The sequence below is a fragment of the Hydrogenophaga sp. genome (assembly GCF_051860785.1).
Lineage (GTDB): Bacteria > Pseudomonadota > Gammaproteobacteria > Burkholderiales > Burkholderiaceae_C > Hydrogenophaga.
In genome coordinates this window covers 175034-201490 of sequence record NZ_JBIMLB010000002.1, presented here as the reverse complement: position 1 = coordinate 201490, position 26457 = coordinate 175034, and the positions used below count along the sequence as shown (strand labels likewise).

Sequence of the window (26457 nt, the reverse complement as noted above, 5' to 3'; positions counted from 1 at the left end):
TTTGCCCGCAGCCACTCTACCCATGGATATCGCCCAGATCGTTCAGACCGTCACCCTCTACGCCATTCCGGTGCTGTTCGCCATCACGCTGCACGAGGCGGCGCATGGCTACGCCGCGAAGCGTTTTGGCGACAACACGGCCGAGATGATGGGGCGCATCACGCTCAACCCGATCAAGCACATCGACCCGGTGGGCACCATTGCCATGCCGCTGCTGCTGTACTTCGCTACCTCGGGCGCATTCCTGTTCGGCTATGCCAAACCGGTGCCGGTGAATTTCGGGCGACTGCGCAACCCCAGGCGCGACATGATCTGGGTCGCCCTGGCCGGCCCCGGCGCCAACCTGGTTCAGGCGATCGGCTGGATGGTGTTGTTCTATGTGCTGCTGTCGTCGGGCGTGGAAGAGCCCTTCTTCCTCAAGATGTGCCAGGCGGGCCTGCTGGTCAATCTGGTGATGTTCGCCTTCAACCTGTTCCCCCTGCCGCCACTGGATGGCGGCCGCATCCTGGTCGGCCTGCTGCCCTGGAAACAGGCCGAGCTGGTCTCCCGCGTGGAGCCCTGGGGCTTCTTCATCGTGATGGCGCTGGTCATCAGCGGTGTGGTGGGCAATCTGTGGCTGCGCCCACTCATGATGCTCACCGGCAGTGCCATCGAGACGCTGCTCACACCCCTTCGCATGTTGCTGCTTTGACCCGAACCGTCCATCGTCCATGAAAACCCAACGCGTCCTCACCGGCATCACCACCTCCGGTACGCCCCATCTGGGCAACTACGTGGGTGCCATCCGCCCGACCGTGCGCGCCAGCCGCCTGGCCGAGGTGGAGAGCTTCTACTTTCTGGCCGACTACCACGCCCTCATCAAGGTGGGCGAGCCTGCGCGTGTGCAACGCTCCACGCTGGAGATCGCCGCCACCTGGCTGGCTTGCGGGCTCGATCCCGAACGCGTGACCTTCTACCGGCAGTCCGACATCCCCGAGATTCCCGAACTCACGTGGCTGCTGACCTGTGTGACCGGCAAGGGCGTGCTCAACCGCGCCCACGCCTACAAGGCCTCCGTGGACAAGAACACCGCTGCCGGCGTGGACCCCGACGCGGGTGTGACGGCAGGCCTCTTCATGTACCCGGTGCTCATGGGTGCCGACATCCTGATGTTCAACGCCCACCAGGTGCCGGTGGGCCGCGACCAGATCCAGCACATCGAGATGGCGCGCGACATGGCGGCCAGCTTCAACCACCTCTACGGCGAGCATTTCACGCTGCCCGAAGCGGTGATCGAGGAGCACGTGGCCACACTGCCTGGCCTGGACGGCCGCAAGATGAGCAAGAGCTACGACAACACGATCCCGCTGTTCACGCCGCGCGAGCAACTGAAGAAGCTCATCATGGGCATCGTGACCGACTCGCGCGCGCCCGGCGAGGCCAAGTCCACCGAGGGCTCGGCGCTGTTCCAGCTCTACCAGGCCTTCGCCTCACCGGAGGAAACCGCAGCCCTGGCTCGCGCCTACGCTGAAGGCATTGCCTGGGGCGACGCCAAGCTCAGGGTGTTCGAGCGGCTGGATCAGGAGATCGCCCCCATGCGCGCGGTGTACGACCAATTGATCCAGGAACCGGCCCGCATCGAGAAAACCCTGCAGAACGGCGCCCGCAAGGCCCGGGCCATCGCCACGCCCTTCACCGCCCGGCTGCGCGACGCGGTCGGCCTGCGCCGGCTCGACAGCGCGCAGACAGGTCCGAAGGAAAAACTGGCCAGGACAGCCGCGCCCGCTTTCAAGCAATACCGCGAAAACGACGGGCTGTTCTATTTCAAGCTGTTGGATCCAGGTGGCCAATTGCTGTTGCAAAGCCGCGGCTTCGACTCACCACGTCAGGCAGCCCAGGCGATTGCCAGCCTGCAACAACTCGGCATCGCGGCATTGGATGCGATGCAACCCCAATTGGCGGTACAGGCCGATGCGGAAGCATTGGCCGCGGCCCTCGCGCATTTCCAGCTGCCAGCGGCTTGATGCTCACTGGTGGATCGGAACCTTCCCAAGATTCGTGGAAAATCTACCCCCGCGTGTTCCTTAGTCATGTACATTCGTTCCTCAGCCCAAGATTCAGGTGGTTTTGAGGCAGTGAGTTCGAATCCCAGGTCAACAACCTGTACAAAAGTAAAAAGAACGACTGCCTTTGAACAGCTCCGGCTATCGCCAAGAGCCACTGATCTCGATATGCTGTCGTATTGAAACCCCTTATTACCGCGCGCCAGACATGAGTATTTTCGTAATTGACGACCATCCGCTGATGCGGGAAGCCGTCGTCATGCTGCTTCGCCGCCTGAGGGCATCCACCCAGGTGGTTGAACTGGAGCGTCTGGCTGCCGTGAGCAAGGCCATTGCCGAGCATGGTGAACCTGAACTGGTCTGCCTGGACCTGAAACTGCCCGACACCAACGGGGTTTCGGGCGTGCGCGAAGTGCGCCAGATGTTGCCCGATACGTCCCTGATCGTGCTCTCCGCTTCCCCGTCTTCCGATTACGAAGACCTGGCCCGCGAGGCCGGTGCCGACGCCTACGTCGAAAAGTCGGCCGGCGCGGCCCAGATCGCCAAGGTGCTGCGCGAATTCCTGGCCGAAGAAGTGGAAGACGAGAACGCCCCCACCATTCCAGAAAAACTCTCCAAGCGACAGAAGCAGTTGTTGGTGATGCTGGACCGGGGCCTGAGCAACCGCGATATTGCCGAGCAGCTCCAGATCAGCGAGCACACCGTCAAGGTCCACCTGTGGCGGCTGTTCCGCAGGCTCAATGTGAAGAGCCGCTCGCAAGCCAGCCACCTGGCTCGCACGGCCGGTCTTCTAGACCTCTGAGCGCCTCCCCGGCTCCGGGCTCCCCGCAGGCTCCTGCTGCGTGAACGCTGGCAGCATCACCCGGAACACGCTGCCCCGGCTGGCTTCCGAGTTCAGGGACAACTGGTAGCCCATGAGCGAGGTGAGCTTCGAGACAATGGTCAGGCCCAGGCCGAGGCTGTCCTCCGTGCCCTGGTGTTGGGACACCCGAAAGAACTCCTGAAAGATCGCCTGCTGGTGCTCGCGCGCGATGCCCACACCGGTGTCCCATACCTCGAACACCAGCATGCCTTCGCGCTGGCGCAACCCCAGCAACACGCCGCCCTGGTGGGTGTGACGCAGGGCATTGGACAAGAGGTTCCCGAGGATGCGGCGCAGCACCACCGGGTCTGACCAGATGGTGCACGGCCGGGCATGCGTGCGCAGCCGCAACGATTTGCCCACCGCCACGGGCTCGAACTGCATGGAAAGATCGGCAAACAATTTGCGCACATCGACGTGCTGCAGCCGCACCTTGTAGTTGCCCGCATCGATGCGCGTGAGGTCGAACAACGAATCGAACAACTCATTGATGGCGCGAGTCGACTGCAGGATTCGCGGTGCGATGTCTCGCGCCATTTCGGGCTCGGTGGCCAGCCAGTCCGCGTACAGGCTCAGCGCATGCACGGGCTGGCGCAGGTCGTGCGCGGCCGATGCCAGGAAGCGATTCTTGGTGGCCACTGCGCGCAACGAGGCGCGTGTCTGCAGCGTCAGCGAATCGATGAGCTCCTGATTGGAGAACTGCAGCTCGAAACTGGATCGGTGAACTTCATGAAGACGCCGGCCTGCCATCACCAGCAAGCCCCAGAAGACCAGCAGCAGCGCCAGCAACACCAACCCGATCTGAATCGTGCCGGGTCGTTCGATGAACTGGATCGTGTTGGCCATCAACCCCACGGCAACCGAAAGGATCAACGTGCCCGCGTAGTGGCGGAACACCGGCAGGTAGGCGCTGAACGACGTGAGCGAGAGCAGGCCATGGCCCAGCACCACCAGGCCACAGATGAACTGCACCGCATGCGGAGCCTGCTGATACGTCAGGATCACCGGCCCGCCCCACAGGAACGCCGATGCGGTCCAAGTCCAGCGATAGCGCTCCAGGAAATTCATGCGCTGCGGACCTTCCAGGCTGTCGTAGCGCAAGCGGTACAACCCGATGAGCCGGTAGCGGTAGACCAGCATCACCAGCGTGAGCACCGCCCAGACCCCCAGGCCCCAGGGGTCCACATGCCCCGCCATGAGATAAGTCAACAAAGGCAATGCCAGCGCGGTGGCCAGCAGCGAAGGGCCCATGTTGTCCATGAGCACGCCAATGAGGTGGGAGACGACCCAGGTATCCCTCACTTCAGGCGAGGCGGGCACGTGCTGGTAAGTGGCAGGTTGGGTGTCGACTAGCATGAAGGGCCACGTGGGCATGCGCAGGTGCACGCATTGTCTCACCGGCAAGCACCCGGCAGGGGATCGAAAATCTCACGGAGCCTGCTGCTAGAATTGCAGGCTTCGAACACGGAGAGGTGGCAGAGTGGTCGAATGCGCGGGACTCGAAATCCCGTGTACGTTTTCAACGTACCGTGGGTTCGAATCCCACCCTCTCCGCCATGACACCAGAAGAAAAGCGGCCTGCGGGCCGCTTTTTTTGTGCCTGGCGCTACCGGGACAGAGCGTTGAGTTGAAGTTCGGGCTGCTCAACGTCCACCGCTTCCTCCATGTCGGGAGGGATTGGACCTATCTCACATTGTTGCGTTCTGCGCATTGATAGATCGGAATGTTGCAATTCCATTTCAGGCCTGAGTGATCGAGACTCCGTCCAGCGCTGCATGACGCAGCCCAACTGGAGACGCAGGTGGAGACCGCAGATGTCGAATTGAGGAACTGGATCGGACGCAGCGAGACTGTTCTGGACACCATCACCGCGACGCCCGTTGCGGCTCTCACGGCTACGCTGGACCATCCGGCGGGCGAAATCTCTGCCGGCAGGCCGCTGCCGGCGCTGTGGCACTGGCTGTACTTCCTGCCCTTGCACCGACAGTCGGACATCGGTGCCGACGGGCACGCCAGACGCGGAGGCTTTCTTCCACCAGTGCCTTTGCCTCGTCGCATGTGGGCGGGCAGCCAGTTCACCTTCCAGTCGCCCATCTGCGTGGGCGATGAGGTGGCCCGTACATCCACCATCGACGATGTGAGCATCAAGGAAGGCCGAACAGGAAAACTGGTCTTCGTGAAGGTTCGTCACGAGCTTCGCTGCAACGGCGCCAGCCAACCCGCGCTGATCGAGTTCCATGACATCGTCTACCGCGAGGCGCAGGGTCCGAACGATGTGACACCACCGCCACAAGCCGCCGGGCAAGGTGCATGGCGACGCGAGATCGTGCCTGACGACGTGCTGCTGTTTCGCTATTCGGCGCTGACTTTCAACGGCCACCGCATCCACTACGACCGGAAATACGTGACCGAGGTGGAAGGCTACCCCGGCCTCATCGTGCATGGCCCCCTCATCGCCACCTTGTTGCTGGATCTTCTGCGCCGGCAGATGCCCGGTGTCGACGTGATCAGCTTCCGCTTCAAGGCCGTCCGGCCGACGTTCGACCTGCACCCGTTCCACGTCAATGGCGAGTTGCAGGCCGACGGCAAGACCGTGCACCTGTGGGCCAGCGACCACGAGGGCTGGCTGACGATGGACGCCACCGCCACGCTTCGGTGACCCGGAGAACGAGAGCATGCAACCACTCACAGGCATCACCGTCGTCACGCTCGAACATGCGATCGCCGCGCCGTTTGCCACCCGCCAGCTCGCCGACCTGGGTGCCCGGGTCATCAAGATCGAACGCCCTGGCAGCGGCGACTTTGCACGCGGCTACGACCAGCGCGTGCGCGGGCTGGCTTCGCATTTCGTCTGGACCAACCGCTCCAAGGAAAGCCTGACGCTGGACGTCAAGCACCCCGACGCCGCGCAGGTACTCGAACGCCTGGTACTGGAAAAGGCCGACGTCGTGGTGCAGAACCTGGCTCCGGGCGCCGCCGCGCGGCTGGGCATGGGCTACGAGCAACTATCACAACGCAAGCCTGGCTTGATCGTGTGCGACATCTCGGGCTACGGGGACGACCCGGTGAACCCAGGCCCCTACCGCGACAAGAAGGCCTACGATCTCCTGATCCAGAGCGAAGCCGGTTTTGTTTCGGTGACCGGAACGCCAGACGAGCCGTGCAAGGCGGGACCGTCCATTGCCGACATCGCCGCTGGCATGTACGCGTACACCAACATTCTGGCGGCGCTGATACAGCGTGGCCAGACCGGCCGAGGCCAGCGCATCGACATCTCCATGCTCGAGTCGCTGGCGGAGTGGACCAGCTACCCGCTTTACTATGCCTTCGAAGGCGCTGCGCCGCCACCGCGCACCGGTGCCAGCCACGCCACCATTTACCCGTATGGCCCATTCCCTGCCGGCGATGGGGGCACCGTGATGCTGGGCCTGCAGAACGAGCGTGAATGGTTGAGCTTCTGCGAGAAGGTGTTGCAGCAGCCCGCGCTGGCCACCGACGCGCGTTTCACCGCAAACTTCAAGCGCGTGGCCGAACGCGTGGCGTTGCGCCAGATCATCGTGGACGCTTTTTCCACACTGACCGCCACCCAGGTGGTTGAACGGCTGGAGTTGGCGCAAATCGCCAATGCCAAGGTCAATACCATGGCGGAGGTCTGGGCCCATCCACAACTCCAGGCCCGTGGCCGCTGGAGGGAGGTTGGCTCGCCGCAAGGCCCACTGCCTGCGATGCTCCCACCAGGCAGTTGGGATATCGGCCCGCGCATGGACCCTGTGCCCGGTCTGGGTGAGCACACCGACGCCATCCTCACCGAACTGGGCTACGGCGCACGAGAGATCGAATCCCTGCACGCAGCGCAGGCGGTTTGAAGAACAAGCGCTCCATGACCACCTCGACCGACCCCCAGCCGCGCACCTACCTCTTCGTGCCCGGCACGCGCCCCGAGCGATTCGGCAAGGCGCTGGCCAGCGGCGCCGACTGCGTACTGCTGGATCTGGAAGACGCCGTGGCAGCAGCCGACAAGCCGCGGGCCCGGGATGCCATCGCCAGGTGGTACGCTGGCGCCGCACCGGCAGATCGCGCCCGCATTGCCGTGCGCATCAACGACGCCGCCTCACCATGCTTCGGCGACGACCTGCGTGCATTGAAGGATTGCGGCTGCACGCAAGCCGTTCTGCCAAAGGTCGAGGAACCTTGGCAAATCGCCGCCGTGGCCGCCGCGATCCCGGGCGCCCAGGTCATGGCGCTGATGGAGAGTGCACGCGGCGTGGCCCGCGTCGACGAGCTTGCTGCAGCGCCCGGCGTCGCCCGGCTGTTGTTCGGCACGCTGGACTTCGCACTCGACCTGGACATCGACATCACCGACGACGCCAGCGGACTCGCCTACGCGGCCAGCCGCATCGCGATCGCCTCGCGTCTCGCCGGGCTGCCGGCGCCGGTGGCCGGTGTCACCCCGCAGCTGGACGACAGCGTGCGCCTGCTGACCGACCTGGCGCAGGCGCGCCAACTAGGCTTCGGCGCCAAGCTGTGCGTCCACCCCAGCCAGGTGGCTCCGGTCCACGCAGCGCTTCGACCGAGTGCCCAGGCACTCGACTGGGCACGCCGCGTGATGGCGGCCGACTCGGCTTCACCCGGTGCGGCCAGCCTGGACGGTCGCATGGTCGACCGCCCTGTCGTCCTGCAAGCCCAGCGCACGCTCAGCCTGGCCCGCGAGTGACCCCCTTCCCCTATCTGAAAGACTGGACACCATGGCTTCCACCATCATCGATTCACGCATCTTCGGCGACATGTTCAGCGACGTCCGCATGCGCGACGTCTGGTCCGACGAGAACCGCACCGCCAAGTACCTGGACATCGAGCGCGCACTGGCCAAGGTGCAGGGCCGGCTCGGCATCATTCCTCAAGAGGCCGCCGACGAGATCGTGCGCAACTGCGAGCTCTCGCAGATCGACTGGGTGCAGCTCAAGGCCAAGACCGAACAGATCGGCTATCCCATCATTGCCGTGGTCAACCAGATCAACGCCAACTGCCGCGACAAGCTGGGCGAGTACTGCCATTGGGGCGCCACCACACAAGACATCACCGACACAGCGGCGGTGCTTCAAATGCGTGAAGGCCTCGCGCTGATCGAGGAGGATCTGGACGAGATCGGCAACGCGCTGGCCACGCTGGCCAGAAAGCACCGGGACACGCCGGTCATCGGCCGTTCCAATCTCCAGCAGGCCACCCCCATCACCTTTGGCTACAAGATGGCCTGCATCCTGGCCGGCATCGACCGCCATCGCGAGCGGTTGAAGCAACTGAAGCCACGCGTGCTCATGGGGGAATTCGGCGGCGCCTCGGGCACGCTGTCGTCGCTGGAAAAGGGGGCCATGGAAACGCAGGCCGGACTGATGAAGGAACTCGGTCTGGCGCAGCCGTTGATTTCATGGCACACAGTGCGCGACACGGTCGCCGAAGTGGGCGCGTTTCTGGGCCTGGTGGGCGGCTCGCTCGGCAAGATCGCCATGGACGTCAAGCTCATGATGCAGACGGAGGTGGCCGAGGTGTTCGAGCCCTATGCACCCGGGCGCGGTTCGTCCTCGACCATGCCACAGAAGCGCAATCCCATCTCATGCCTGTACATCCACGCCAACATCTCGGTGGCCCGCCAGCACGCCGCCGCGCTGATGGACGCCATGGTGGCCGACCACGAACGCTCCACCGGCCCCTGGGAGATCGAATGGGTGTCGCTGCCCGAGATCTTCTGCCTGACGTCCGGCGCGCTGAAGCAGACCAAGTTCGTGCTCAAGGGTCTGGAAGTGGATGCGGGGCGCATGCGCTCGAACATCGACATGACCAACGGTCTGGTGATGTCCGAGGCGGTGATGATGGGCCTGGGCCCCTACATCGGCCGCGAGTATGCGCACGACCTGGTTTACGACCTCTGCAGGGAGGCCATTGCGAAAGACCGTCCGCTGATCGAGATCCTGGCTGTGCATCCGGAAATCACGAAGCACGTGACGCGCGCGCAGCTGGAGGCGATGTGCGAGCCGGCGAACCACCTGGGTCAGGCGGGTGTGATGGTGGACCGGGTGCTGGCCGCGCGCGGCTGACGTCGCGTCAGGCGGGCGTGCGCTTTGGCGCGATGGCTCGCTTGCCTTTCATGTCCGCAAAGAAATCATAGAGCTGCTGCGCCGCCGGCGACAGCGGCCGGCCCTTGCGCCGGATCAGCCCCACGTTGCGCGTCACGATTGGCTCCACCAGCGGCACGCTGACCAGCAGCGGATGGTCAGCCGCCGGCATGGCCAGCGATGGCACCGCAGCCACGCCCAGGCCCGCCTCCACCAGCCCCAGCATGGTGGTCACATGCTGAGCCTCGTAGATGGCCTGGGGTCGCCCGGGCAGACCGGCCAGCGCCTGGTCCAGCAGCAGCCGGTTCCCGGATGTCTTGCTGACCGAAATGAAGTCGTACTGCCCCAGCTCGGCCCAAGTCACCTTGCGCTTTTTCGCCAGCGCATGATCGCGCCGGCAGGCGGCCACGAAGCGCTCTTCCAACAGCGGCTTGAATTCGATGTCAGGCTCCTGGCTGCCGATGAAGTTGAGCCCGAAATCCGCCTCGCTGCGCGCAACCGCAGCCAACACGTCGTTGGCGCCCGCATCGAATACCTTGACGCGGATCTTCGGGTAGCGCTCGTGGTAGCGTGACACCACTTGCGACAGGTAGTAGTAGACCGTGGACGGCACGCAGGCGATGGTGACTTCGCCCATGCGTGTCCCAGCCACACCGCGAATGCCCAGGAGCGTGTTGTCGAGATCGTCCAGGAGCTGCTGCACCTTGCGATCGAAATCGCGACCCACAGCGGTGAGGCTTACCTTGCGTGTCGTTCGCTCCAGCAGTTTCACGCCGAGCGCCTCTTCAAGCTTCTCGATGCGCCGACTGAAGGCCGGCTGGGACACGTGCAACGCGTCTGCCGCCTTGCGAAAGCTGGACAACTCGGCCACGGTCCGGAAAGCCTGGAGATCATTGAGGTTGAAGTTGATGGCCATGGCGCGGTGTGATGACTTCGGTGATCGAGAGTGTGCATCAATCCATCGCAAAGATGCAATTCACAAAACGGGTGCTGCAACCGACCATTGGCCCTGGTTTCCATGCCAACCTTTGAATCACCCACCGGAGTAGACAAATGAAATCCAGACAAAAAGCCTTGTTCGGGGCCATCGCGGCCGCGATCACCCTGGCCTGCGGCACCGCGTCGGCGGCCTGGCCAGAGAAGAGCATCACCATCGTGGTACCCACGTCGGCAGGTGGCGCCAATGACGCCCTGGCGCGCACCATCGGGCAGGCGATGTCGGTGGCGCTCAAGCAGACCGTGATCGTGGAGAACAAGGCCGGTGCGAACGGCTCCATTGCCAGCGAGTTCGTCAAGCGCGCCGCGCCGGATGGCTACACGCTGATGCTGGGCTACATCGCCACGCATGCCATGAATCCCGCACTCCAGAAACTCCGCTACGACCCGATCGCGGACTTCGAACCCGTCGGCATGGTGGGCTCGTCGGCCACCCTGATGGTGACCAGCCCCAAGGTCGCGGCCAACAACGTCAAGGAGCTGATTGCACAGCACAAGGGCAGCAAGGACCCGCTCACCTACGCCTCTGCCGGCAACGGAACAGCGCCGCACTTCGCGGCCGAGATGTTCAAGCTCTCCACCGGTGTCGAGATGCTGCATGTGCCGTACAAGGGCTCGGCACCCGCGGTGAACGACACCATGGCCGGACAGACCCAGGTGATGTTTCCCAGCCTGTTCACAGCCCTTCCCCATGTCAAGAGCGGCAAACTCAAGGCCATGGGTGTGGCCGGCAGCAAGCGCTCCGAAATGCTGCCGGATGTTCCCACGCTGGCCGAACAAGGCGTTGCCGGCGTGGACGTGTCGCAGTGGTACGCGTTCTTTGCACCCGCCAAAACGCCCGCTCCGGTGCTCGAGCAGCTGAACACCGTGTTGAACCAGATCCTGGCAGACAAGGCCACTGCCAAGCGACTGGTTGAACATGGCGCCGAAGTCGAAGCCATGACCCTCCCGCAGATGCGAAGCTTCATGGCTGCCGAGCAGGTGAAATGGAAGAAGGTCGTCCAGGCCACGAAACTGAAGGCGGACTGATCATGCCGACCACTTTCCAGAAGACCTCCATGCACAGAACCCTTTTTTCACCGGTGGCGATGGCTTCCTTGTGCGTGCTTTCTGCAGCCAGCGCGCAGGCGCAAGACCAGAGTAGCGTCCGTCTGTACGGCATTGTCGACATGGCGGTTCGCAGGGCCAGCGGCCTCACCGAGTTCACGCCCAGCAACAGCTCTCTCACGACCATGGTCAGCGGCCTGAACAACACCAGCCGTTGGGGCGTGCGTGTGCAGGAAGACCTCGGCAGTGGCTTCAGCGCACAAGCCCAGCTCGAATCGGGCATCAACGTCAAGAACGGCATGCCCGCCAGCTCCACGATCTACTTCGACCGTCAGTCCTGGGTCGGCCTGGGCAGCCGCTGGGGCACGCTCAGCATGGGGCGGCAGACCACCCTGCTGGCCGACGCGGTCTCCCCTGTCGATCCCCTGGGCATGCGCCTGGCCAGCTTCAATCCCAGTATCAACGTGGCCGCGCTGAGTCAACACCAGTTGGGCATCGGCTTTGGAGCCACTGGCTCCAGCACCGGCTCGTACCGACTGAACAACAGCATCAAGTACAGCGGTGAATTCAATGGCTTCAATCTGCGGCTGATGCATGGCTTCGGAGAGGTGGCCGGGAACAGCGGTGCGCTCAGCTCCACAGGTGTGGGGTTGGGCTACAAGGCTGGCAAGCTCCAACTGTCTGCGGCTCACCAGGGTTTCCAGAACAGCACCGACGCATTGAGCCTGCGAGGCCATGTGCTGGGGGCCGCTTACGTCATGAGCGGAGACATCCGCGTAGCGGGCATCTACGGGCGCAGCAAGGCCGACACCAGCGCCACGGCGCACACCACGCTGCGCACTGTGGGTCTGGGTACCACCGTACCGATGGGTGCAAAGATCGACCTGACGCTGGCGCACTACCGCGTCTCGCGTGATCGCAGTGCTGGGGCAGACGACGGTTATGGCCGCACGGCCGCTTTCGCGGAATACAAGCTGTCCAAACGCAGCGTGGCTTATCTGGAGTTTGACCACACGGCCTGGCGCGGCAACTTCCAGGGCACTGCGAACAAGTCCAAGGCGACAGGCTTGGGCGTGGGGATCCGGCACAGTTTCTGATTCGCGTTGCTCAGCGGTCATCGCAGGACGCCATGGTTCGCCATGGCGTCTTTTTTATCTGGTGCGCATGCGTTCTGGCGCGGTCCTATTCGAGTGCCGTGACGCGTTGCTCGGTTCCGCCCAGACCACCGTGAGCGACAACCACTTGCCAGCGTGACAGATCGGCCTGCACGCGGTCGGCCAGCATCTGTGGCGTGCCGGCCTCCACCCGGGCGCCATGTCGCTCGAACAGCTCTACGACAGCGGGATCGGCCAACACCTGATTCAATGCGCGATTCAACGCGTCGACCCGCTCCAGTGGCGTGCGCGCAGGTGCGAACAGGCCATACCACTGTGTCACGTCCACGCCGGGCACGCCGGCCTCGGCCAGGGTAGGCACGTCGGGCAATCCCGCCAGCCGCTGCGGACCTGCCACCGCCAGCGCCCGCAGACGCGCGCTGTGCACGAAAGGATGGGCCGTGAACAGGCTCGGGAACATGAGCTGCGTCCGGCCGCTGGCCGTGTCGGCGATGGCCGGCGCAGCGCCCTCGTAGGTGGTGCCCATCATGGAAGTGCCACTGGCCAGTTGGAACAAGGCGGCGGCGAAATGAGGTGGTGTGCCATCGCCCGCCGATGCGTAGCCATAGCGGCCAGGCTGAGCGCGCAAGGCAGCGATCAAGGACTGCACATCTCGGGCCGGCACCTCGGGATGCACCACCATGAGCGTGGGCGAGGAGCCGACAACGCCGATGGGCGCAAAGTCGGCAACCGGGTCGTAGCCCAGCGTCTGCAACGCCGGGTTCATGGCGTGCGTGCCGACGTAGCCAAACATGAGTGTCTGGCCGTCGGGCTCTGCCCTGGCCACGTACTCGCTGGCCACCGCACCGTTGGCGCCAGCGCGGTTGTCCACCAGCACTTCCTGTCCCAGCAGCGGCGCCAGCTTGGCCGCAATGATGCGCGCCATGGTGTCGTTACCCCCGCCGGCGCTGGTAGGCACGATCAGGGTGATGGGTTTGCGCGCGACGGGCTGGGTGGTCTCTTCCGGGCGCGAGAACACATAGTCGGGCAGATGCAGTTCGCCCTGCATGATCTTGCGCGCGGTGCGCACCAGGGCGGCGCGCTGCATGCTGATCTCGGCGCCTGCGTCGCTCAGTTCCACCTCGATGTCGATCTGCCCGGCGGGGTGAAGCACCGTCAACTGATGGCAGCCGGCCGCGCGCGCCAAGCCGCTGGCCACCGTTCCAGGCAGGGCGAACGCACTGGCCACGCCAATGGCGCCTGTCACGGCATGCGAGGCATGGCAGCGCCGGGGCGTGAAGTATCGCGAAGTGATGCTGTTGGCCGAGTCCCCCGCACTGACCAGAACGGGTTTGGGAATCACACTGTTGGACACGTCTCCCAAGCCCATGCGCAAGCCCGCCTCCAGCCGCAACGATTCGATGCGCTCGAGCAAGGCGGTGTTGGCGTCCAGCGCCACAGGCTTTTCCCTGCCACTGACGCCCAGGTCGGCCGCGCGCACGATCATCAGCGGCATGGCCGCGTCGATGCAGCTGACTTCGATACCTTGAATGCGATCGATGCGCTGGCCCGTGGGAAACACCTGCCCGGTGACAGCGCCCCAGGCGTCCAGAAAGTCCAGCAGGATCGGCGCGGCCGTGCCCGCCACGCCGTCGATGCGCGCGTCTCCCTCGTAGGTGACGCGACCGCCGGGCGTGCGCACCGTGACATCGATGCGTGCGCCGGTATTGACGTTGTGCACCCGGACTTTGGTGGTGCCGTCCTGCGCCTTCACCAGGCCTTGCTCGATGGCGAACGGCGCCACGCCCGACAGCATGTTGCCGCAGTTGGGACGCGTGTCGACCGAACGGTGACCCACGCCGACCTGCGCGAACAAGTAGTCCAGATCGCAGCCCGGCTCACGGGAGCGCGAAACGATGGCGACCTTGCTGTTCAGCGTGCTTCCACCCCCCACACCGTCCAGCTGCAGCGGGTCGGAAGCGCCGATGGCACCGATCAAGGCCTGGTCACGCGCCTCGTCGCCTGCGGGCAACCATTCACGGAGGAAAAAGGGGCCGCGCGAGGTGCCGGCGCGCATCAGCACACATGGGATGGTCTTGCTCATGCCGCATTGTCGAATCGATCATCAATGTTGAGAATTGCACATTGATTCACGATTGATGTTTGCGTTGCATCAATCTCCGTCGAGTCATCTTCAGAGGATCAGGATTTCCACACGCCGGTTTCTGGCTTCCGAGCCACCCGGGCCGGACGTTGTCAGTGGCCTCGTCTCGCCGAAGAATTGCACTTCAATGTCTTTCAGCAAAGCATCGTTGGTGCGGAGCAAACCGGCCACCACCTCGGCCCGTTCAGCCGACAGCTTCAGGTTTCGCACAGACGAGCCAGCGGCGTCAGCGTGACCGAAGACCGTGATACCCGTTGGTCTCCGCTCTCGCACGGCAGCGAACACGGCAGGCAGCATGGCTTTTGACTCCTCCGTCAGTTCGGTCCTGTCCAGCAAGAAATAAAGGGTGAACGTCCTGGGCATCGGCGGCTGCACGTTGATCAGCGCGCCGTACTTCCTGTTCAGGGCATCGCGATCCACGGCGCTCGCGGCCGATGGTCCGGCGTTGGCGCCGTCCACGATCGTGTAGGTGAAGCCTGCGCTGAGGGCTTGTTCGCCCGACGAGGACACCACCGAGACCGCACCCACTTTGCCGTCTTCGTCAGGCATCAGGACAACGGTCGTTCTCGGGACGGGGTGGGGCTGGGTGGCGCATCCCCCCAGCATGGCGCCAGCCATCAGGATCAGCGCGATGAGTCGCCAGCCTCGTGCGGATGTCGCCCTCATGGCCGGGGCTGGCCTGCGTCGACGATGAACCGCGTGCCGCGAACGCCAATGGTCGCAATGGGCGTGGCCACTTTGACCGCCTCTGGCGACAACTTGCCGATCATTCCCGACGCGTAGATCGCCGCGCCTCGCGCGAGGTAGACGAAGAATTCGTATTTCTCGCTTCTGGGCTCGAAGGTGTAGTCGCGCATCTCCACGTCTGCAGACGGTCCCACGGTCAGCACGGTGCCATCCCTGAACACGATGCCAGCCGACGAATCAGCGCCTGAAACGATACGGTCCGAGATGAACAGCTTCGTGCCGGATCCTGCGTCCAGCGTGCTGTCCTTGCGCATCACGCTGATGTCCCCGGAGGCACGCTTCAGCGTCGCAATGGGGCCATCGTTGGCGCCTGCGGGGTCGACCACCCCGAACGCCGCCAGAAGTCCCACCAGCGCGACAACGGGTGGGCTGGAGCGGAACCCGTGAACAAACACATTGAGCATGGCGCGACCTTTGGAGAACGAAAGGTCGGAGCTTAGAAGTGCGTCGATGCCGCGCACTGTTCGCTGGCGCACACACGAACTCGCGCCGCGGTCCCTGGCACACCGCATCGTGACAAATGCCACGGATCAAACCCTTGAAGCCCACCCCCTTCGCCACATGGGCCACAGGGCCGTGGGCGGGCCTACCTGACGGAATCCACCGACACCAGGAACCTGTTCACGTCGTTGGGCGTGAAGCCACAACGCAGGGTGTAGGTCTTTCCGGCCTCCAGCCTGAGCTTGATCGAAGGATGGGCAAAGAATCCTCCGCTGGCGCAATAGGCAATGATGGTGTAGTCGCCAGGCAGCGACTCCACGCTCGTGGGATAGCCGTTCCACATGTCGTTGACGGGTGTGCGCTGTGGGTCTCCGTCCTTCATGAAGGACTCGAATCCCAGGAAGAAGCGCACCGAGCCACCGGATGCCTGCGATGGGTCCAGCGCCTTCACCACCGCCACCTGGCTGCTCGGCAACTGAACACCCTGGTACAGGCGCTTTTCCCGCACGGCACAGGCTGTGGTCAGGAAAGACAGCAGAACCAGGGCGAAGAGGATGCGAGCGGAATGGCGGCGTTGGCTGGGCATGGCGTTGTCAGGGTTAAGTCGTGGCTGGATTTTCGGCAACCGGCGCAGGTATGACTCAGGCCGGGGTGAGCTTCTCCAGCCCCCCCATGTAGGGTCGCAGCACCTCGGGCACGGTCACGCTGCCGTCGGCATTCTGGAAGTTCTCCAGCACCGCCACCAGCGCGCGGCCCACGGCCAGGCCCGACCCATTGAGGGTGTGCACCAATTCGTTCTTGCCCAGGGCGTTCTTGAAGCGGGCCTGCAAGCGGCGTGCTTGGAAAGCCTCGCAGTTGGACACCGAGCTGATCTCGCGGTAGGTGCCTTGCGCAGGCACCCACACTTCCAGGTCGTGCGTGCGGGTCGAGCCAAAGCCCATGTCGCCGGTGCAGAGCACGATCACACGGTACGGCAGGCCGAGCTTCTGCAACACGGCCTCGGCGTGGCCGGTCATGGCGTCGAGCGCTTCGTAGCTTTTCTCGGGGTGCACGATCTGCACCATCTCCACCTTGTCGAACTGGTGCTGGCGGATCATGCCGCGCGTGTCGCGCCCGGCGCTGCCGGCCTCGGAGCGAAAGCACGGTGTGTGCGCCGTCATGCGGATCGGCAGATCGGCCTCGGCCAGCACGGTGTCGCGCACCACGTTGGTCAGCGTCACCTCGCTGGTAGGAATCAGGTAGAGGGCCTGCGTGTCGGGCACGGGCTCGCCTTCCTGGCCGCCCTTCTTCACCGCGAACAGGTCGCCTTCGAACTTGGGCAACTGGCCCGTGCCGTGCAGCGTTTCGGCGTTGACGATGTACGGCGTGTAGCACTCGGTGTAGCCATGCTCCTGGGTCTGCACGTCGAGCATGAACTGCGCAAGCGCGCGGTGCAGGCGGGCGATGGGGCCACGCATGAAGGTGAAGCGGGAACCGGCCAGTTTGGTGCCGGTTTCGAAATCGAGCCCGAGCTTCTCGCCGATATCGACGTGGTCGCGCAGCGGAAAATCGAAGGCGCGCGGCGTGCCCCAGCGGCGCAGTTCCACGTTGCCGCTCTCGTCGCTGCCCACGGGCACGCTCTCATGCGGCAGGTTGGGCACGGCCAGCAGCAGCGCCTGCAGCTCGGCCTGGATGGCTTCCAGCCGGACGCCGGAGGCTTCGAGCTCGGCCTTGAAGGACGCCACCTGGGCCATCACCGCGTCGGCGTTCTCGCCCTTGGCCTTGAGCTGGCCGATCTGTTTGGACAGCGTGTTGCGCTGGCTTTGCAGGTCTTCGGTGCGCGTCTGCAGCGTCTTGCGCTCGGTCTCTAGCGCGCGGAAGGCCGCCACGTCCAGGTAGGGCTGAGGCTGCTTGCGGGTTTCCAGGCGCGCCACGACGGCGTCAAGGTCTTTTCTCAGTGGGACGATGTCTAGCATGCGGCGATTGTAGTTTTGCGCCCTCGACGGGCCGGGCGCTTGTCAGCGCAGGTGATCGAGCGGTGCGGTATCGCCGCCCTCGGTCTTGAGACCCTTCGGCAGCGGGAACTTGATGGTCTCGGTCAGGCCGTCCATGGTGCGCACGGAAATCGCGCCCATGGACTTGATGCGGTCGATCACCTGGCGCACCAGGATCTCGGGCGCCGAAGCCCCGGCGGTCAGGCCCACCCGGCGTTTGCCCACGAACCACTCGGCCTGGAGCTCGTCGGCGTTGTCGACCATGTGGCTGGGGGTGCCGAGCTTGATCGCGACCTCGCGCAAGCGGTTGCTGTTCGAGCTGGTGGGGCTGCCGACCACGATCACGATGTCGACCTGCGGGCTGAGCAGCTTGACGGCGTCCTGCCGGTTCTGCGTGGCGTAGCAGATGTCCTGCTGCTTGGGTTCGCGAACTTGCGGGAAGCGCGCCTTGACCGCACCCAGGATCTGCGCGGCGTCGTCCACCGACAGCGTGGTCTGCGTGACCACAGCCAGCTTTTGCGTCTGCGCCGGTGCCACGCGCGCCACGTCTTCCACGTCTTCCACCAGGTGGATGCCGCTATCGAGCTGGCCCATGGTGCCTTCCACCTCGGGGTGTCCCTTGTGGCCGATCATGATGAACTCGAAGCCTTCGCGGTGCAGCTTGGCCACTTCCACGTGCACCTTGGTCACCAGCGGGCAGGTGGCGTCGAACACGTGGAACCCGCGCTGCTGGGCCTCCTGCTGGATGGCCTTGCTCACGCCATGCGCGGAAAACACCAGCGTGGCGCCGGGTGGCACATCGGCCAGGTCCTCGATGAAGATCGCACCCTTGGCCTTGAGGTCGTTCACCACGTAGGTGTTGTGCACGATCTCGTGGCGCACGTAGATCGGTCGGCCAAACTTCGCGATGGCGCGTTCCACGATCTCGATGGCGCGGTCCACGCCGGCACAGAAGCCCCGTGGCTCCGCGAGAATGATTTCCTGCGAGTCCGGCATCACAGCACCCCGATCAGCTGCACTTCGAAGCGCACCCGCTGCCCGGCCAGCGGGTGATTGAAGTCGAACAGCACCGCACCGTCCTCGCGCACTTCCACGGCGGCGCCGGCGTAGTTTCCCAGGCCATCGGGCGTGGGAAACTGCACCACGTCGCCCGCCACGTACTGCTCGTGCGGATCGCCCAGTTCGTTGAGCAGCTTGCGCGCGACCCATTGCACCATCTCGGGCTGGCGTTCGCCGAAGGCCTCGCCCTCGTCGAGCTCGATCACCGTCTGCACGCCCTCCTCCAGCCCGATGAGGCGCTGCTCGATGGCCGGCGAGAGCTCGCCCGCACCCAGGCTGAGCGTGGCGGGCTGGCCACCGAAGGTGTCGATGATCACCTGCCCCTGCGGCCCGGACATGCGGTAGTGCAGGGTAAGAAAGGAACCTTCTTCGACGTGTGGCATGGGTGGGGGAGTAGTGGGAACACCGCCTATTGTAAAAAGCAGGCCACAACAGGGAGAAAAACCGCATGGAAGGCCTTCTGACTGCCGGGCTCAAGAGCCTGCCGAGCGACATGCGCCCGCGCGAAAAGCTGCTGGCACGCGGACCATCGGCACTGAGCGACGCCGAACTGCTGGCCCTGCTGCTGCGCACCGGCATCCCCGGAAAACACGTGGTACAGCTCGCCCAGGAACTGCTCGACCGCTTTGGCGGAATGGGTGGCTTGCTGAACACAGGCGCCGAGGCTCTGCGCCAGATCAAGGGCCTGGGGCCAGCCAAACGCGCCGAAATGGTAGCGGTGCTGGAGCTTGCACGCCGCGCGCTGGCGCACCGGCTGCAGCAAAGCCCGGTGTTCGACAGCCCGCAGGCGGTGCGCGACTACCTGCAACTGCAGCTCGGCGGACGCCACCACGAGGTGTTCGCGGTGATGTTCCTGGACAACCAGAACCGCCTGATCGCGCTGGAGGAGCTGTTTCGCGGCACGCTCACCCAGACCAGCGTCTACCCACGCGAAGTGGTGCTGCGCGCGCTGCACCACCATTGTGCTGCGGTGGTGCTGGCCCACAACCACCCCAGCGGCGCAGCGCGACCGTCCCGCGCCGACGAAACATTGACCAGCACCCTCAAGGCCGCCCTGGCGCTGGTGGACGTGCGCGTGCTCGACCACTTCATCGTCACGCGCGAGCAGGCCGCGTCCATGGCCGAGATGGGGTTGGTCTGAGCGGGCGACAATGAGCGAATGAAAGTCCGTACGCTGTCAGAGCTCCAGGCATTCAAGCGCGCCATGGCCGAGCAGGCAGCCGCCGAGGTCGCCCGGCGGGAGGCCGAGCGCCTGTTGCAGGCGCGCCGCGAGCGCGAGCAGAAGCTGTTTGCACTCGCCGTTGGCCCCGTGAAACCGCTGGTCGACAAGGGCCGCATTCCCCCACGCCGCGTGCCGGTGGATCCGCAACCCGTGCAGCGCCTGCGCGACGAGGCTTCCGTGATGCGCGAAGCCCTGTCGGACGAGTTCGACGTCGAAACCCTGCTGCACACCGACGACATGCTGAGCTACCGCCGCCCGGGCCTGGGTCCGGCGGTGGTGCGCAAGCTGCGCGAAGGCGGCTGGAGCATCCAGCGGCAGATCGACCTGCACGGCCTGCGCACCGATGAAGCCCGCGAAGCACTGGGCCGCTTCATCCGGGAAGCTCACCAGAATGGCCTTCGATGCGTGCGCGTGGTGCATGGAAAGGGCCTGGGCTCGCCGGGGCGCACGCCCGTGCTCAAGCAGCGCGTCCTGCGCTGGCTGGTGCAGAAGAACGAGGTGATGGCCTTCGCTCAGGCACGCCCGGCCGAGGGTGGCGCCGGAGCGCTGGTGGTGCTGCTGCGGCCGGGGTGAAGAGCGCTCATCGCCTCGTCATCGCGCGGCTGGTGGAGGCTTTCTCTGCAACGTTGCCCCAGGTCCCCACATTGGCGGACTTCAGCAGCGGCGAGGCGTTGGACGCCAGCGCCAGCTCCTCGGCTGCTCGCAGCAAGGCGGGGCCGAACTGCAGCATGCGCTTGAGACCCAGGCGCGGTGTGGGTCCCGCGATGATGATCACACCCGAAGTCGCTGCGTCTCCCTTGTGGATCGGTGCGGCCATGGAACTCATGCCGGGTGCGTAGGCGTCCTGAATGACGCTGAAGCCCCGCTTGCGGTGTTCATCCAGCGTCTTGAGGAAGGCGCGAACGCTGGTGGGCGCGTTCGGGCCGTAGTGCTTGGGAAGACCCAGTCCTTGCCGGGTCACGTATCCGATCGCCACGTCCTCCGGCAAGGTCATGAGCCAGGCCTGCCCTGCCGCACTGCAGGACAGGCGCAGGTCGATGCCCATGTCGGGGTCGTACAGCAGGCCAGACTTCGCACCTTGCGCCTTTGCAACCAATGTCAGGCGCTCGCCATCGACGATGGCCAGCCGAACCAGTTCCTCGGTCACCGAAGCCAGCCGGTTGATCACCGGTTGCGCGATGTCCACCACGCCGGACTTGCCGAGAAAGCTCAAGCCCATCGACGCCATCTTGGTCGTCAGCGCGTACTCGCCGCGCACCGGAAGTTGCCGCACATAACCGTACTTGATGAGCTCTTGCAATGTGCGATGACAGCCACTGCGCAACTGATTGAGGTCGGTGGCGATCTGGGCCAGTCCAACTCCATCGGGATATTCGGTCAGGTACTCGAGGATCGACAGGGACTTTTCAAGTGCGCCACTCATGGATTTCCTTTGCAAAATCGTTCATTTTTTGAATGATATATTTTTATTGAACGACATTCAACTTTATGGCAGCATTCGCCACCTCGGAAACAACGATCAAAGGTCGGCAGGCGATGTCTCTTCTTGGAAATGCAGCGCTCGCGATGTGGTGGGACATGGCTGCTGACCAGCTTGCAGAGTTTGAACATTGGCATTCCCACGAACACTTTCCGGAGCGAATGGCCATACCCGGTTTTTGCCGCGGCACGCGCTGGAGCAGCGCCACCGGTGGTGAAGGCATCTTTCAGATGTACGAGCTCGACGACTACGGCGTGCTCCAGTCGCCTGCCTACCTGGAGCGGTTGAACGCACCCTCTCCGTGGTCCATCAAGATGATGCCGCACCACCGCAACATGGTGCGAAGCCAGTGCCGTGTGCTGGCCTCCTCGGGCGGCGCGGTGGCCAGGCATGCACTCACCGTTCGACTCTCGCCCCGGCCCGACGCACATGCCCGTCTTCAGAGCGCTCTTTCGGATCAGCTGAACGTACTCGCCACGCAACCCGGCTGCGTGGGAGCCCATCTCCTGCGCCACGAGACGCCACCGATTGCCACCACGCGCGAACAACAGATTCGCGGCAACGACCGCATCGCGGACTGGGTACTCGTGATCGCGGGCTACGACCTGGATTCGCTGCGCCATCTCCAGATCAAAGAAATGTCAGAGGCCGCCTTGCAGGAACTGGGAGCACAAGGCGGCGTATTGAGCGAACTCCACGAACTCTGCCATTCCGCCACCAGGGCAGACACCGCCTGATCCGCACGGATTTCATCACGGCCCACTGGGCCATTTTCACCAACCAGGAGACAAGTCATGAAAGTTCGTCATTGGATGCTGGCCGCCACGATCGCGGCGGTCGGTGTCGGCGCCCAGGCGCAATCCCAGGAGCGGATCATCCGTTTCGGGCACCTCGTGCAACCGGGTCATCCCATCTCGCTGGGGGTCCAGAAGTTCGGCGAGATCGTCTCCGCCAAGACGGGCGGCAAGATCAAGGTGCAGGAGCTGGGCGGAGGCGTGGTGGGCGGCGAAGCCCAGCAGTTGAGTGCGGTGCAGGGAGGCGTGCAGGACATCACCATGCCCTCGGCCACCACCATGGGTGGCGTGATCAAGGAATACACGCTGCTCGACATCCCTTTCTCCTTCACCAAGGCCGAGCAGGTCGACGCGCTGGTGGCAGGACCGTTTGGCCAGGCGCTGGGTGCCAAGCTGGCCGACCGCGGCATGGTGGGCCTGGCATTCTGGGAAACCGGCTTTCGCCATTTCACCAACAGCCGCAAGCCGATCGTGAACGTGGAAGACCTCAAGGGCCTCAAGCTGCGCGTGATCCCCAACCCCATGTTCCTGGAAAGCTTCGGGGCCCTGGGCGCCAACCCCGTGCCCATGCCTTTCCCCGAGCTCTATGGTGCACTCGAGTCCAAGGCCATGGATGCGCAGGAAAACCCCTTCTCGGTGATTCTGACCAGCAAGTTCAACGAGGTGCAGAAGTTCCTGAGCGTGACCAACCACGTGTACACCGCCAACCCGGTGGTCATCAGCAAGCGCACCTGGGACCGGCTCACGCCGGAAGAGCAGAAGATCGTGCGAGAAGCTGCCGTGGAAGCCGGTGAGTTTCAGAAAAAGCTCAGCCGCGAAGCGGCCGGCGGCGCTCGCAAGGAACTTGAGGCCAAGGGTATGCAGATCAACGACGTGCCTGCCGCCACGCTGGAGAAGATGCGTGAGCTGACCAAGCCGGTGGCGGACAAGTTCGCCTCTTCCTACGACCAGGCCATCGTCACCATCTACCGCGCCGAGATCGAGAAAGTTCGCGCCAGCATCAAGTAACACGGGGGTGGGCGGCGCTGCGCTAAGCTCTCCGCATCAGGGCCACGGTGGCCCGCCCGAGGAACCCCATGAGCCTGCCCACCCTGCGCGTGATCTTCGTTTTCAGTGCCGACGACCAGACCTGGATCCGGCGTTCGTCCATCACGGTCCCCCAGTTCTGGAACGGGCATTCGGTGCCACCCGAGCGTGGCGACGTGGTGCGCTTCCAGGGTCGCCAGTTCACCATCCAGGGCCGCGTCTGGGAACACGACGGTGAGGCCCCCACCCTCAAGCTCTACATGGGTGCGGCGCACGCCCCCAGCGACACCGATTTCGGCACGCTCTGAGTCAAGGCCTCAGGCCGGCGTGTTGCGCATCCAGTCCGCCGTCTGGAAGAAGCTGGTTTTCAGGCGTTCACGCAGCGCCGGATCCACACCGGTTTCACCCATGGCCTGGTCCATGCACGCCAGCCACTGGTCACGCTCGACGATGCCGATGGCAAACGGCATGTGGCGCATGCGCAGGCGCGGGTGGCCGAACTGCTCGGTGTAGTGCTGCGGTCCGCCCATCCAGCCGCACAGGAACCAGAACAAGCGCTGGCGCGCATTGTCCAGCGTGCTGCCGTGCGCGGCGCGCAATTCGCGGTAACCGGGCTCGATGTCCATGAGATCGTAAAAACGATCGACCAGGGCGCGCACTTTTTCCTCGCCCCCGATCCATTCGTACGGCGTTTCGAAGCGGGTGGGTTCCTGCGGTTTGTAGATCGGAATGTTCATGCGGAGGCCTTGCGCAGCGTCTCCACCACGGGCGTGCGCAGCACGCTGCGCAGCCCCCACCAGCCGGCGAGCAGCGCGAGCAGCGCGCCAGCGATGGCGCCGCCCAGCGGCACCCACGGCGAAGCCGTCCAGGCGAACTGGAACACGAAGCGCGCCAGCGCCCAGCCCACCGCCACCGCCACCGCCGATGCCAGAAAGCCAGCGAGCAGGCCCACACCCAGCAACTCCACCCTCTGCACGTTGCGCAACAGCTGGGAGCCAGCGCCCACGGCGCGCAGGATGGCGAACTCGCGTTCACGTTCGCCCCGCGTGGCGCTGACAGCCGAGAGCAGCACCACCAGCCCGGCCGCGAGCGTGAAGGCGAACAGGAACTCCACCGCGCTGATGACCTGCCCCAGCACGCGCTGCACCTGCGCAATGGTCTGGCTCATGTCGACGTTGGTGATGTTGGGAAACTCGCGCACCAGGGCGTTGTCGAAGCCGTTGGAGGGTTCTGGCGCGCGGAAGGCACTGATGTAGCTCACCGGCACGTTCGGCACCTCCGCCACCGGAAACACCACGAAGAAGTTGACCCGCATCGACCCCCAGTCCACCTTGCGCAGGCTGGTGATGCGGCCCTCGGTCACCTGGCCCGCGATGTCGAAGCCCAGGCGGTCGCCGAGTTTCAGGCCCAGTTCTTCGGCCAGCCCCTCTTCCACGCTCAGCGCGTCGGGTTCGTTGTCGGTCCAGCGGCCTGCCACCACCGGGTTGTGCGGCGGCACGGTGGGCGTGTTCGAGAGGTTGAACTCGCGATCCACCAGCCGCTGCGCGCGGTCCTCGGTGAAGTCTTCGGGTACCACGCCCTTGCCGTTGATGGTGACCAGACGCCCCCGGATCATGGGATACCAGTCGTAGCGCTGCACGCCAGCACCCTTCAGCGCCTGCTGGAAGGCTTCGCCCTGCTCGGGCTGCACATTGATGACGAAGCGGTTGGGCGCGTCGGGTGGCGTGGCGCTGCGCCAGCTGGAGATGAGGTCGGTGCGCAGCAGCACCAGCAGCACCAGCGCGAGCAGGCCGACGGCGAGTGCGCTGATCTGCACCACGGCGTAGGCCGGGCGGGCAGAAAGCTGGCGCGTGGCCATGACGAGCGCACGCGGTGCGGTAGCTTCGTTCACGCTGGCGCGCAGCACGCGAACCGCCGCATAGCTGGCCACGGCAAAGAGCAGCACGGCGGCGGCAAAACCGCCGACGGCAATGGCGCCCAGCAGCAGGTCGCGGCTCGCCGCCAGCAGCAGCGCGGCGAAACCGGCCATGCCCAGGCCCAGCACGGCCAGGGTGGCCGGCTTGAGCTGGCCGACATCACGGCGGATCACACGCAACGGTGGCACCTGTGCGAGCTGCAGCACCGGCGGCAAGCCAAACGCCAGCATCAGGGTGAGGCCCATGCCCAGACCCAGCAGCACCGGCGCCATGCTGGGCGCGGGGAGGCTGGCTTCGACCAGCCCGGCGAGCAACAGCACGAACGCATGATGGACCCCATAGCCGATCGCCACGCCCAACGCGCTGGCGGCCAGACCAATCAGCACGAACTCGAAGGTGTAGGCGCGCGCCATGGTGCCTTGCGAGAGGCCGAGCACGCGCAGCATGGCGCAGTCGTCCAGGTGGCGCTGCGCAAAGCCGCGGGCGGCGATGGCCACGGCCACGGCACACAGCAGCGCGGCCAGCAAGGCCACGAGGTTGAGGAATTTCTCGGCACGCCCCAAGGTCTGCTGCATCTCGGGTCGTCCGCCCTCCAGCGATTCGAGTCGCATGCCACGCACCCCGGGTTGCGTCATGGCCTGCTCGGCCCAGCGGCTGAACTCGGCCACGCGGCCACTGTCGCCAGCCACGGCCAGGCGGTACGTCAGGCGGCTGGCGGGTTGCACCAGGCCGGTGGCGGGCAGGTCGGCAGCGTTGAGCATGACGCGCGGCGCGAAGCTCATGAAACCGCCACCCCGATCGGGCTCGACCACGATGATGCGGGTGATCTGGAAAGACGAGTCGCCCAGCAGCAGAGGGTTGCCAATCTTGAGATCGAGCGAGACCAGCAAGGCTTCGTCCACCCACACCGTACCGGGCGCGGGAATCGCGTTCACAGCGCTGTCGGGTCCGCCCTGGGCCTCGGCCAGGCGCAGGGTGCCCCGCAGCGGGTAGCCCTCGCCCACCGCCTTCAGGGCCACGAGGCGCGCCGCGCCGCCTTCTTCGTCGCGCGCACGGCCCATGGTGGGGAAGCCCAGCGATTGCGTGGTGGTGAGACCCAGCGTGCGGGCCTGCGCTTCGAAGGAAGGCGGTGGCACGTGGTCGCTGCTCACCACCGCATCGCCACCGATGAGGGCGCTGGCGTCGCGCGTGAGACCGCCCTGCAGGCGATCGGCGAAGAAGCCCACCGCCGTGAGCGCGGCCACCGCCAGCGTGACCGCCAGCATCAGCAGGCGCAACTCGCCGGCGCGCCAGTCGCGCACCAGGGAGGACCAGCCCAGGGTCCAGAAGCGGATTGGGAGTGAGGCAGGGGGGGTACTCATTCTTTGGACCTTATCGCATCAACAAAACCCACACATCGGACCGGCGCGAAGTGGATTGGTTCAGAACGCCGTGGAACTGGCTTTGCCAGGCCGCAGGCGTTGCCCCTGAGGGGTGACGCGCCG

26 protein-coding genes and 1 tRNA gene are annotated in these 26457 nt (G+C 64.9%); 15 read left to right on the top strand and 12 right to left on the bottom strand.

The genetic code is table 11. The features are described 5' to 3' along the window. Positions 1 to 22 precede the first annotated feature (22 nt). The 3 genes from ACTIF6_RS04010 (at position 23) to ACTIF6_RS04000 (ending at position 2844) form a co-directional block, all read left to right on the top strand. Positions 23 to 691, top strand: coding sequence for a site-2 protease family protein (locus ACTIF6_RS04010; RefSeq protein ID WP_439586716.1), 669 nt, complete (start codon positions 23 to 25; stop codon positions 689 to 691). A gap of 19 nt (positions 692 to 710) precedes the next feature. Next, positions 711 to 2003, top strand: a complete 1293-nt coding sequence (locus ACTIF6_RS04005) for a tryptophan--tRNA ligase (RefSeq protein WP_439586715.1) — start codon at positions 711 to 713, stop codon at positions 2001 to 2003. Positions 2004 to 2250: 247 nt separating this feature from the next. Continuing rightward, the gene (locus tag ACTIF6_RS04000; protein WP_086122810.1) at positions 2251 to 2844 is read left to right on the top strand and encodes a LuxR C-terminal-related transcriptional regulator; all 594 of its coding nucleotides are present in this window, start codon (positions 2251 to 2253) and stop codon (positions 2842 to 2844) included. Here ACTIF6_RS04000 and ACTIF6_RS03995 read toward each other — a convergent pair. After that, positions 2833 to 4260 carry a sensor histidine kinase gene (locus ACTIF6_RS03995; protein WP_439586714.1) on the bottom strand — a complete coding sequence of 476 codons (1428 nt, stop codon included), beginning with the start codon at positions 4258 to 4260 and terminating at the stop codon, positions 2833 to 2835. The genes ACTIF6_RS04000 and ACTIF6_RS03995 overlap by 12 nt on opposite strands. Positions 4261 to 4370: 110 nt before the next feature. On the opposite strand from ACTIF6_RS03995, the gene ACTIF6_RS03990 reads away from it, so the two are divergent. The 5 genes from ACTIF6_RS03990 (at position 4371) to pcaB (ending at position 8996) form a co-directional block, all read left to right on the top strand. Further along, a tRNA-Ser gene (locus tag ACTIF6_RS03990) sits at positions 4371 to 4461 on the top strand. Between the two features lie 244 nt (positions 4462 to 4705). Beyond that, positions 4706 to 5563 carry an FAS1-like dehydratase domain-containing protein gene (locus ACTIF6_RS03985; protein WP_439586713.1) on the top strand — a complete coding sequence of 286 codons (858 nt, stop codon included), beginning with the start codon at positions 4706 to 4708 and terminating at the stop codon, positions 5561 to 5563. Positions 5564 to 5579: 16 nt separating this feature from the next. Continuing rightward, positions 5580 to 6770, top strand: a complete 1191-nt coding sequence (locus tag ACTIF6_RS03980; RefSeq protein ID WP_439586712.1) for a CaiB/BaiF CoA transferase family protein — start codon at positions 5580 to 5582, stop codon at positions 6768 to 6770. A gap of 14 nt (positions 6771 to 6784) precedes the next feature. Next, complete coding sequence (locus tag ACTIF6_RS03975; RefSeq protein ID WP_439586711.1) at positions 6785 to 7618, top strand: HpcH/HpaI aldolase/citrate lyase family protein; 834 nt, start codon at positions 6785 to 6787, stop codon at positions 7616 to 7618. A gap of 31 nt (positions 7619 to 7649) precedes the next feature. Next, complete coding sequence (gene pcaB / locus ACTIF6_RS03970) at positions 7650 to 8996, top strand: 3-carboxy-cis,cis-muconate cycloisomerase (RefSeq protein ID WP_439586710.1); 1347 nt, start codon at positions 7650 to 7652, stop codon at positions 8994 to 8996. 7 nt (positions 8997 to 9003) lie between these two features. Here the strand turns inward: pcaB and ACTIF6_RS03965 are convergent, their stop codons facing one another. Beyond that, positions 9004 to 9930, bottom strand: coding sequence for a LysR family transcriptional regulator (locus tag ACTIF6_RS03965; protein ID WP_439586709.1), 927 nt, complete (start codon positions 9928 to 9930; stop codon positions 9004 to 9006). A gap of 137 nt (positions 9931 to 10067) precedes the next feature. On the opposite strand from ACTIF6_RS03965, the gene ACTIF6_RS03960 reads away from it, so the two are divergent. Both ACTIF6_RS03960 and ACTIF6_RS03955 read left to right on the top strand, forming a co-directional pair. Continuing rightward, positions 10068 to 11039, top strand: coding sequence for a Bug family tripartite tricarboxylate transporter substrate binding protein (locus tag ACTIF6_RS03960; RefSeq protein WP_439586708.1), 972 nt, complete (start codon positions 10068 to 10070; stop codon positions 11037 to 11039). 29 nt (positions 11040 to 11068) lie between these two features. Then, positions 11069 to 12154: a porin gene (locus ACTIF6_RS03955; protein ID WP_439586707.1), complete on the top strand. Its 1086-nt coding sequence runs from the start codon at positions 11069 to 11071 to the stop codon at positions 12152 to 12154. Between the two features lie 85 nt (positions 12155 to 12239). Here the strand turns inward: ACTIF6_RS03955 and ACTIF6_RS03950 are convergent, their stop codons facing one another. From ACTIF6_RS03950 to ACTIF6_RS03920, 7 genes are all read right to left on the bottom strand, one after another. Next, entirely contained in the window at positions 12240 to 14255 is a 2016-nt protein-coding gene (locus tag ACTIF6_RS03950; protein ID WP_439586706.1) for a 4-oxalomesaconate tautomerase, read from the bottom strand. Between the two features lie 90 nt (positions 14256 to 14345). Beyond that, positions 14346 to 14864, bottom strand: coding sequence for an OmpA family protein (locus tag ACTIF6_RS03945; RefSeq protein WP_439586705.1), 519 nt, complete (start codon positions 14862 to 14864; stop codon positions 14346 to 14348). A 113-nt stretch (positions 14865 to 14977) separates the two neighbouring features. Continuing rightward, positions 14978 to 15538 (bottom strand): FecR family protein, encoded by a 561-nt coding sequence (locus ACTIF6_RS03940; RefSeq protein WP_439586704.1) that lies wholly within the window; start codon positions 15536 to 15538, stop codon positions 14978 to 14980. 110 nt (positions 15539 to 15648) lie between these two features. Beyond that, the gene (locus tag ACTIF6_RS03935) at positions 15649 to 16089 is read right to left on the bottom strand and encodes a hypothetical protein (RefSeq protein WP_439586703.1); all 441 of its coding nucleotides are present in this window, start codon (positions 16087 to 16089) and stop codon (positions 15649 to 15651) included. Between the two features lie 55 nt (positions 16090 to 16144). Beyond that, the gene (gene serS, locus ACTIF6_RS03930; protein ID WP_439586702.1) at positions 16145 to 17458 is read right to left on the bottom strand and encodes a serine--tRNA ligase; all 1314 of its coding nucleotides are present in this window, start codon (positions 17456 to 17458) and stop codon (positions 16145 to 16147) included. A gap of 42 nt (positions 17459 to 17500) precedes the next feature. After that, the gene (gene ispH, locus ACTIF6_RS03925; protein WP_439586701.1) at positions 17501 to 18472 is read right to left on the bottom strand and encodes a 4-hydroxy-3-methylbut-2-enyl diphosphate reductase; all 972 of its coding nucleotides are present in this window, start codon (positions 18470 to 18472) and stop codon (positions 17501 to 17503) included. Continuing rightward, the gene (locus ACTIF6_RS03920; RefSeq protein WP_439586700.1) at positions 18472 to 18918 is read right to left on the bottom strand and encodes an FKBP-type peptidyl-prolyl cis-trans isomerase; all 447 of its coding nucleotides are present in this window, start codon (positions 18916 to 18918) and stop codon (positions 18472 to 18474) included. The genes ispH and ACTIF6_RS03920 overlap by 1 nt, the downstream gene beginning before the upstream one ends. A gap of 65 nt (positions 18919 to 18983) precedes the next feature. On the opposite strand from ACTIF6_RS03920, the gene radC reads away from it, so the two are divergent. Then, the gene (gene radC, locus ACTIF6_RS03915; RefSeq protein ID WP_439586699.1) at positions 18984 to 19676 is read left to right on the top strand and encodes a RadC family protein; all 693 of its coding nucleotides are present in this window, start codon (positions 18984 to 18986) and stop codon (positions 19674 to 19676) included. An 18-nt stretch (positions 19677 to 19694) separates the two neighbouring features. Then, complete coding sequence (locus ACTIF6_RS03910) at positions 19695 to 20330, top strand: Smr/MutS family protein (protein WP_439586698.1); 636 nt, start codon at positions 19695 to 19697, stop codon at positions 20328 to 20330. Between the two features lie 7 nt (positions 20331 to 20337). Here the strand turns inward: ACTIF6_RS03910 and ACTIF6_RS03905 are convergent, their stop codons facing one another. After that, positions 20338 to 21180, bottom strand: a complete 843-nt coding sequence (locus ACTIF6_RS03905) for an IclR family transcriptional regulator (RefSeq protein WP_439586697.1) — start codon at positions 21178 to 21180, stop codon at positions 20338 to 20340. Between the two features lie 218 nt (positions 21181 to 21398). On the opposite strand from ACTIF6_RS03905, the gene ACTIF6_RS03900 reads away from it, so the two are divergent. The 3 genes from ACTIF6_RS03900 to ACTIF6_RS03890 all read left to right on the top strand — a co-directional run bounded on the left by ACTIF6_RS03900 (position 21399) and on the right by ACTIF6_RS03890 (position 23365). After that, positions 21399 to 21974 (top strand): hypothetical protein, encoded by a 576-nt coding sequence (locus ACTIF6_RS03900; RefSeq protein WP_439586696.1) that lies wholly within the window; start codon positions 21399 to 21401, stop codon positions 21972 to 21974. 57 nt (positions 21975 to 22031) lie between these two features. Continuing rightward, a complete protein-coding gene (locus ACTIF6_RS03895) occupies positions 22032 to 23039 on the top strand; it encodes a TRAP transporter substrate-binding protein (RefSeq protein ID WP_439586695.1) in 1008 nt (335 codons plus the stop codon). 68 nt (positions 23040 to 23107) lie between these two features. Then, positions 23108 to 23365: a hypothetical protein gene (locus ACTIF6_RS03890; RefSeq protein WP_439586694.1), complete on the top strand. Its 258-nt coding sequence runs from the start codon at positions 23108 to 23110 to the stop codon at positions 23363 to 23365. A gap of 9 nt (positions 23366 to 23374) precedes the next feature. Here the strand turns inward: ACTIF6_RS03890 and ACTIF6_RS03885 are convergent, their stop codons facing one another. Both ACTIF6_RS03885 and ACTIF6_RS03880 read right to left on the bottom strand, forming a co-directional pair. Continuing rightward, the gene (locus ACTIF6_RS03885) at positions 23375 to 23794 is read right to left on the bottom strand and encodes a group II truncated hemoglobin (RefSeq protein WP_439586693.1); all 420 of its coding nucleotides are present in this window, start codon (positions 23792 to 23794) and stop codon (positions 23375 to 23377) included. Further along, positions 23791 to 26334: an ABC transporter permease gene (locus tag ACTIF6_RS03880; RefSeq protein ID WP_439586692.1), complete on the bottom strand. Its 2544-nt coding sequence runs from the start codon at positions 26332 to 26334 to the stop codon at positions 23791 to 23793. Before ACTIF6_RS03880 ends, ACTIF6_RS03885 begins: the two co-directional genes overlap by 4 nt. Positions 26335 to 26457 lie beyond the last annotated feature (123 nt).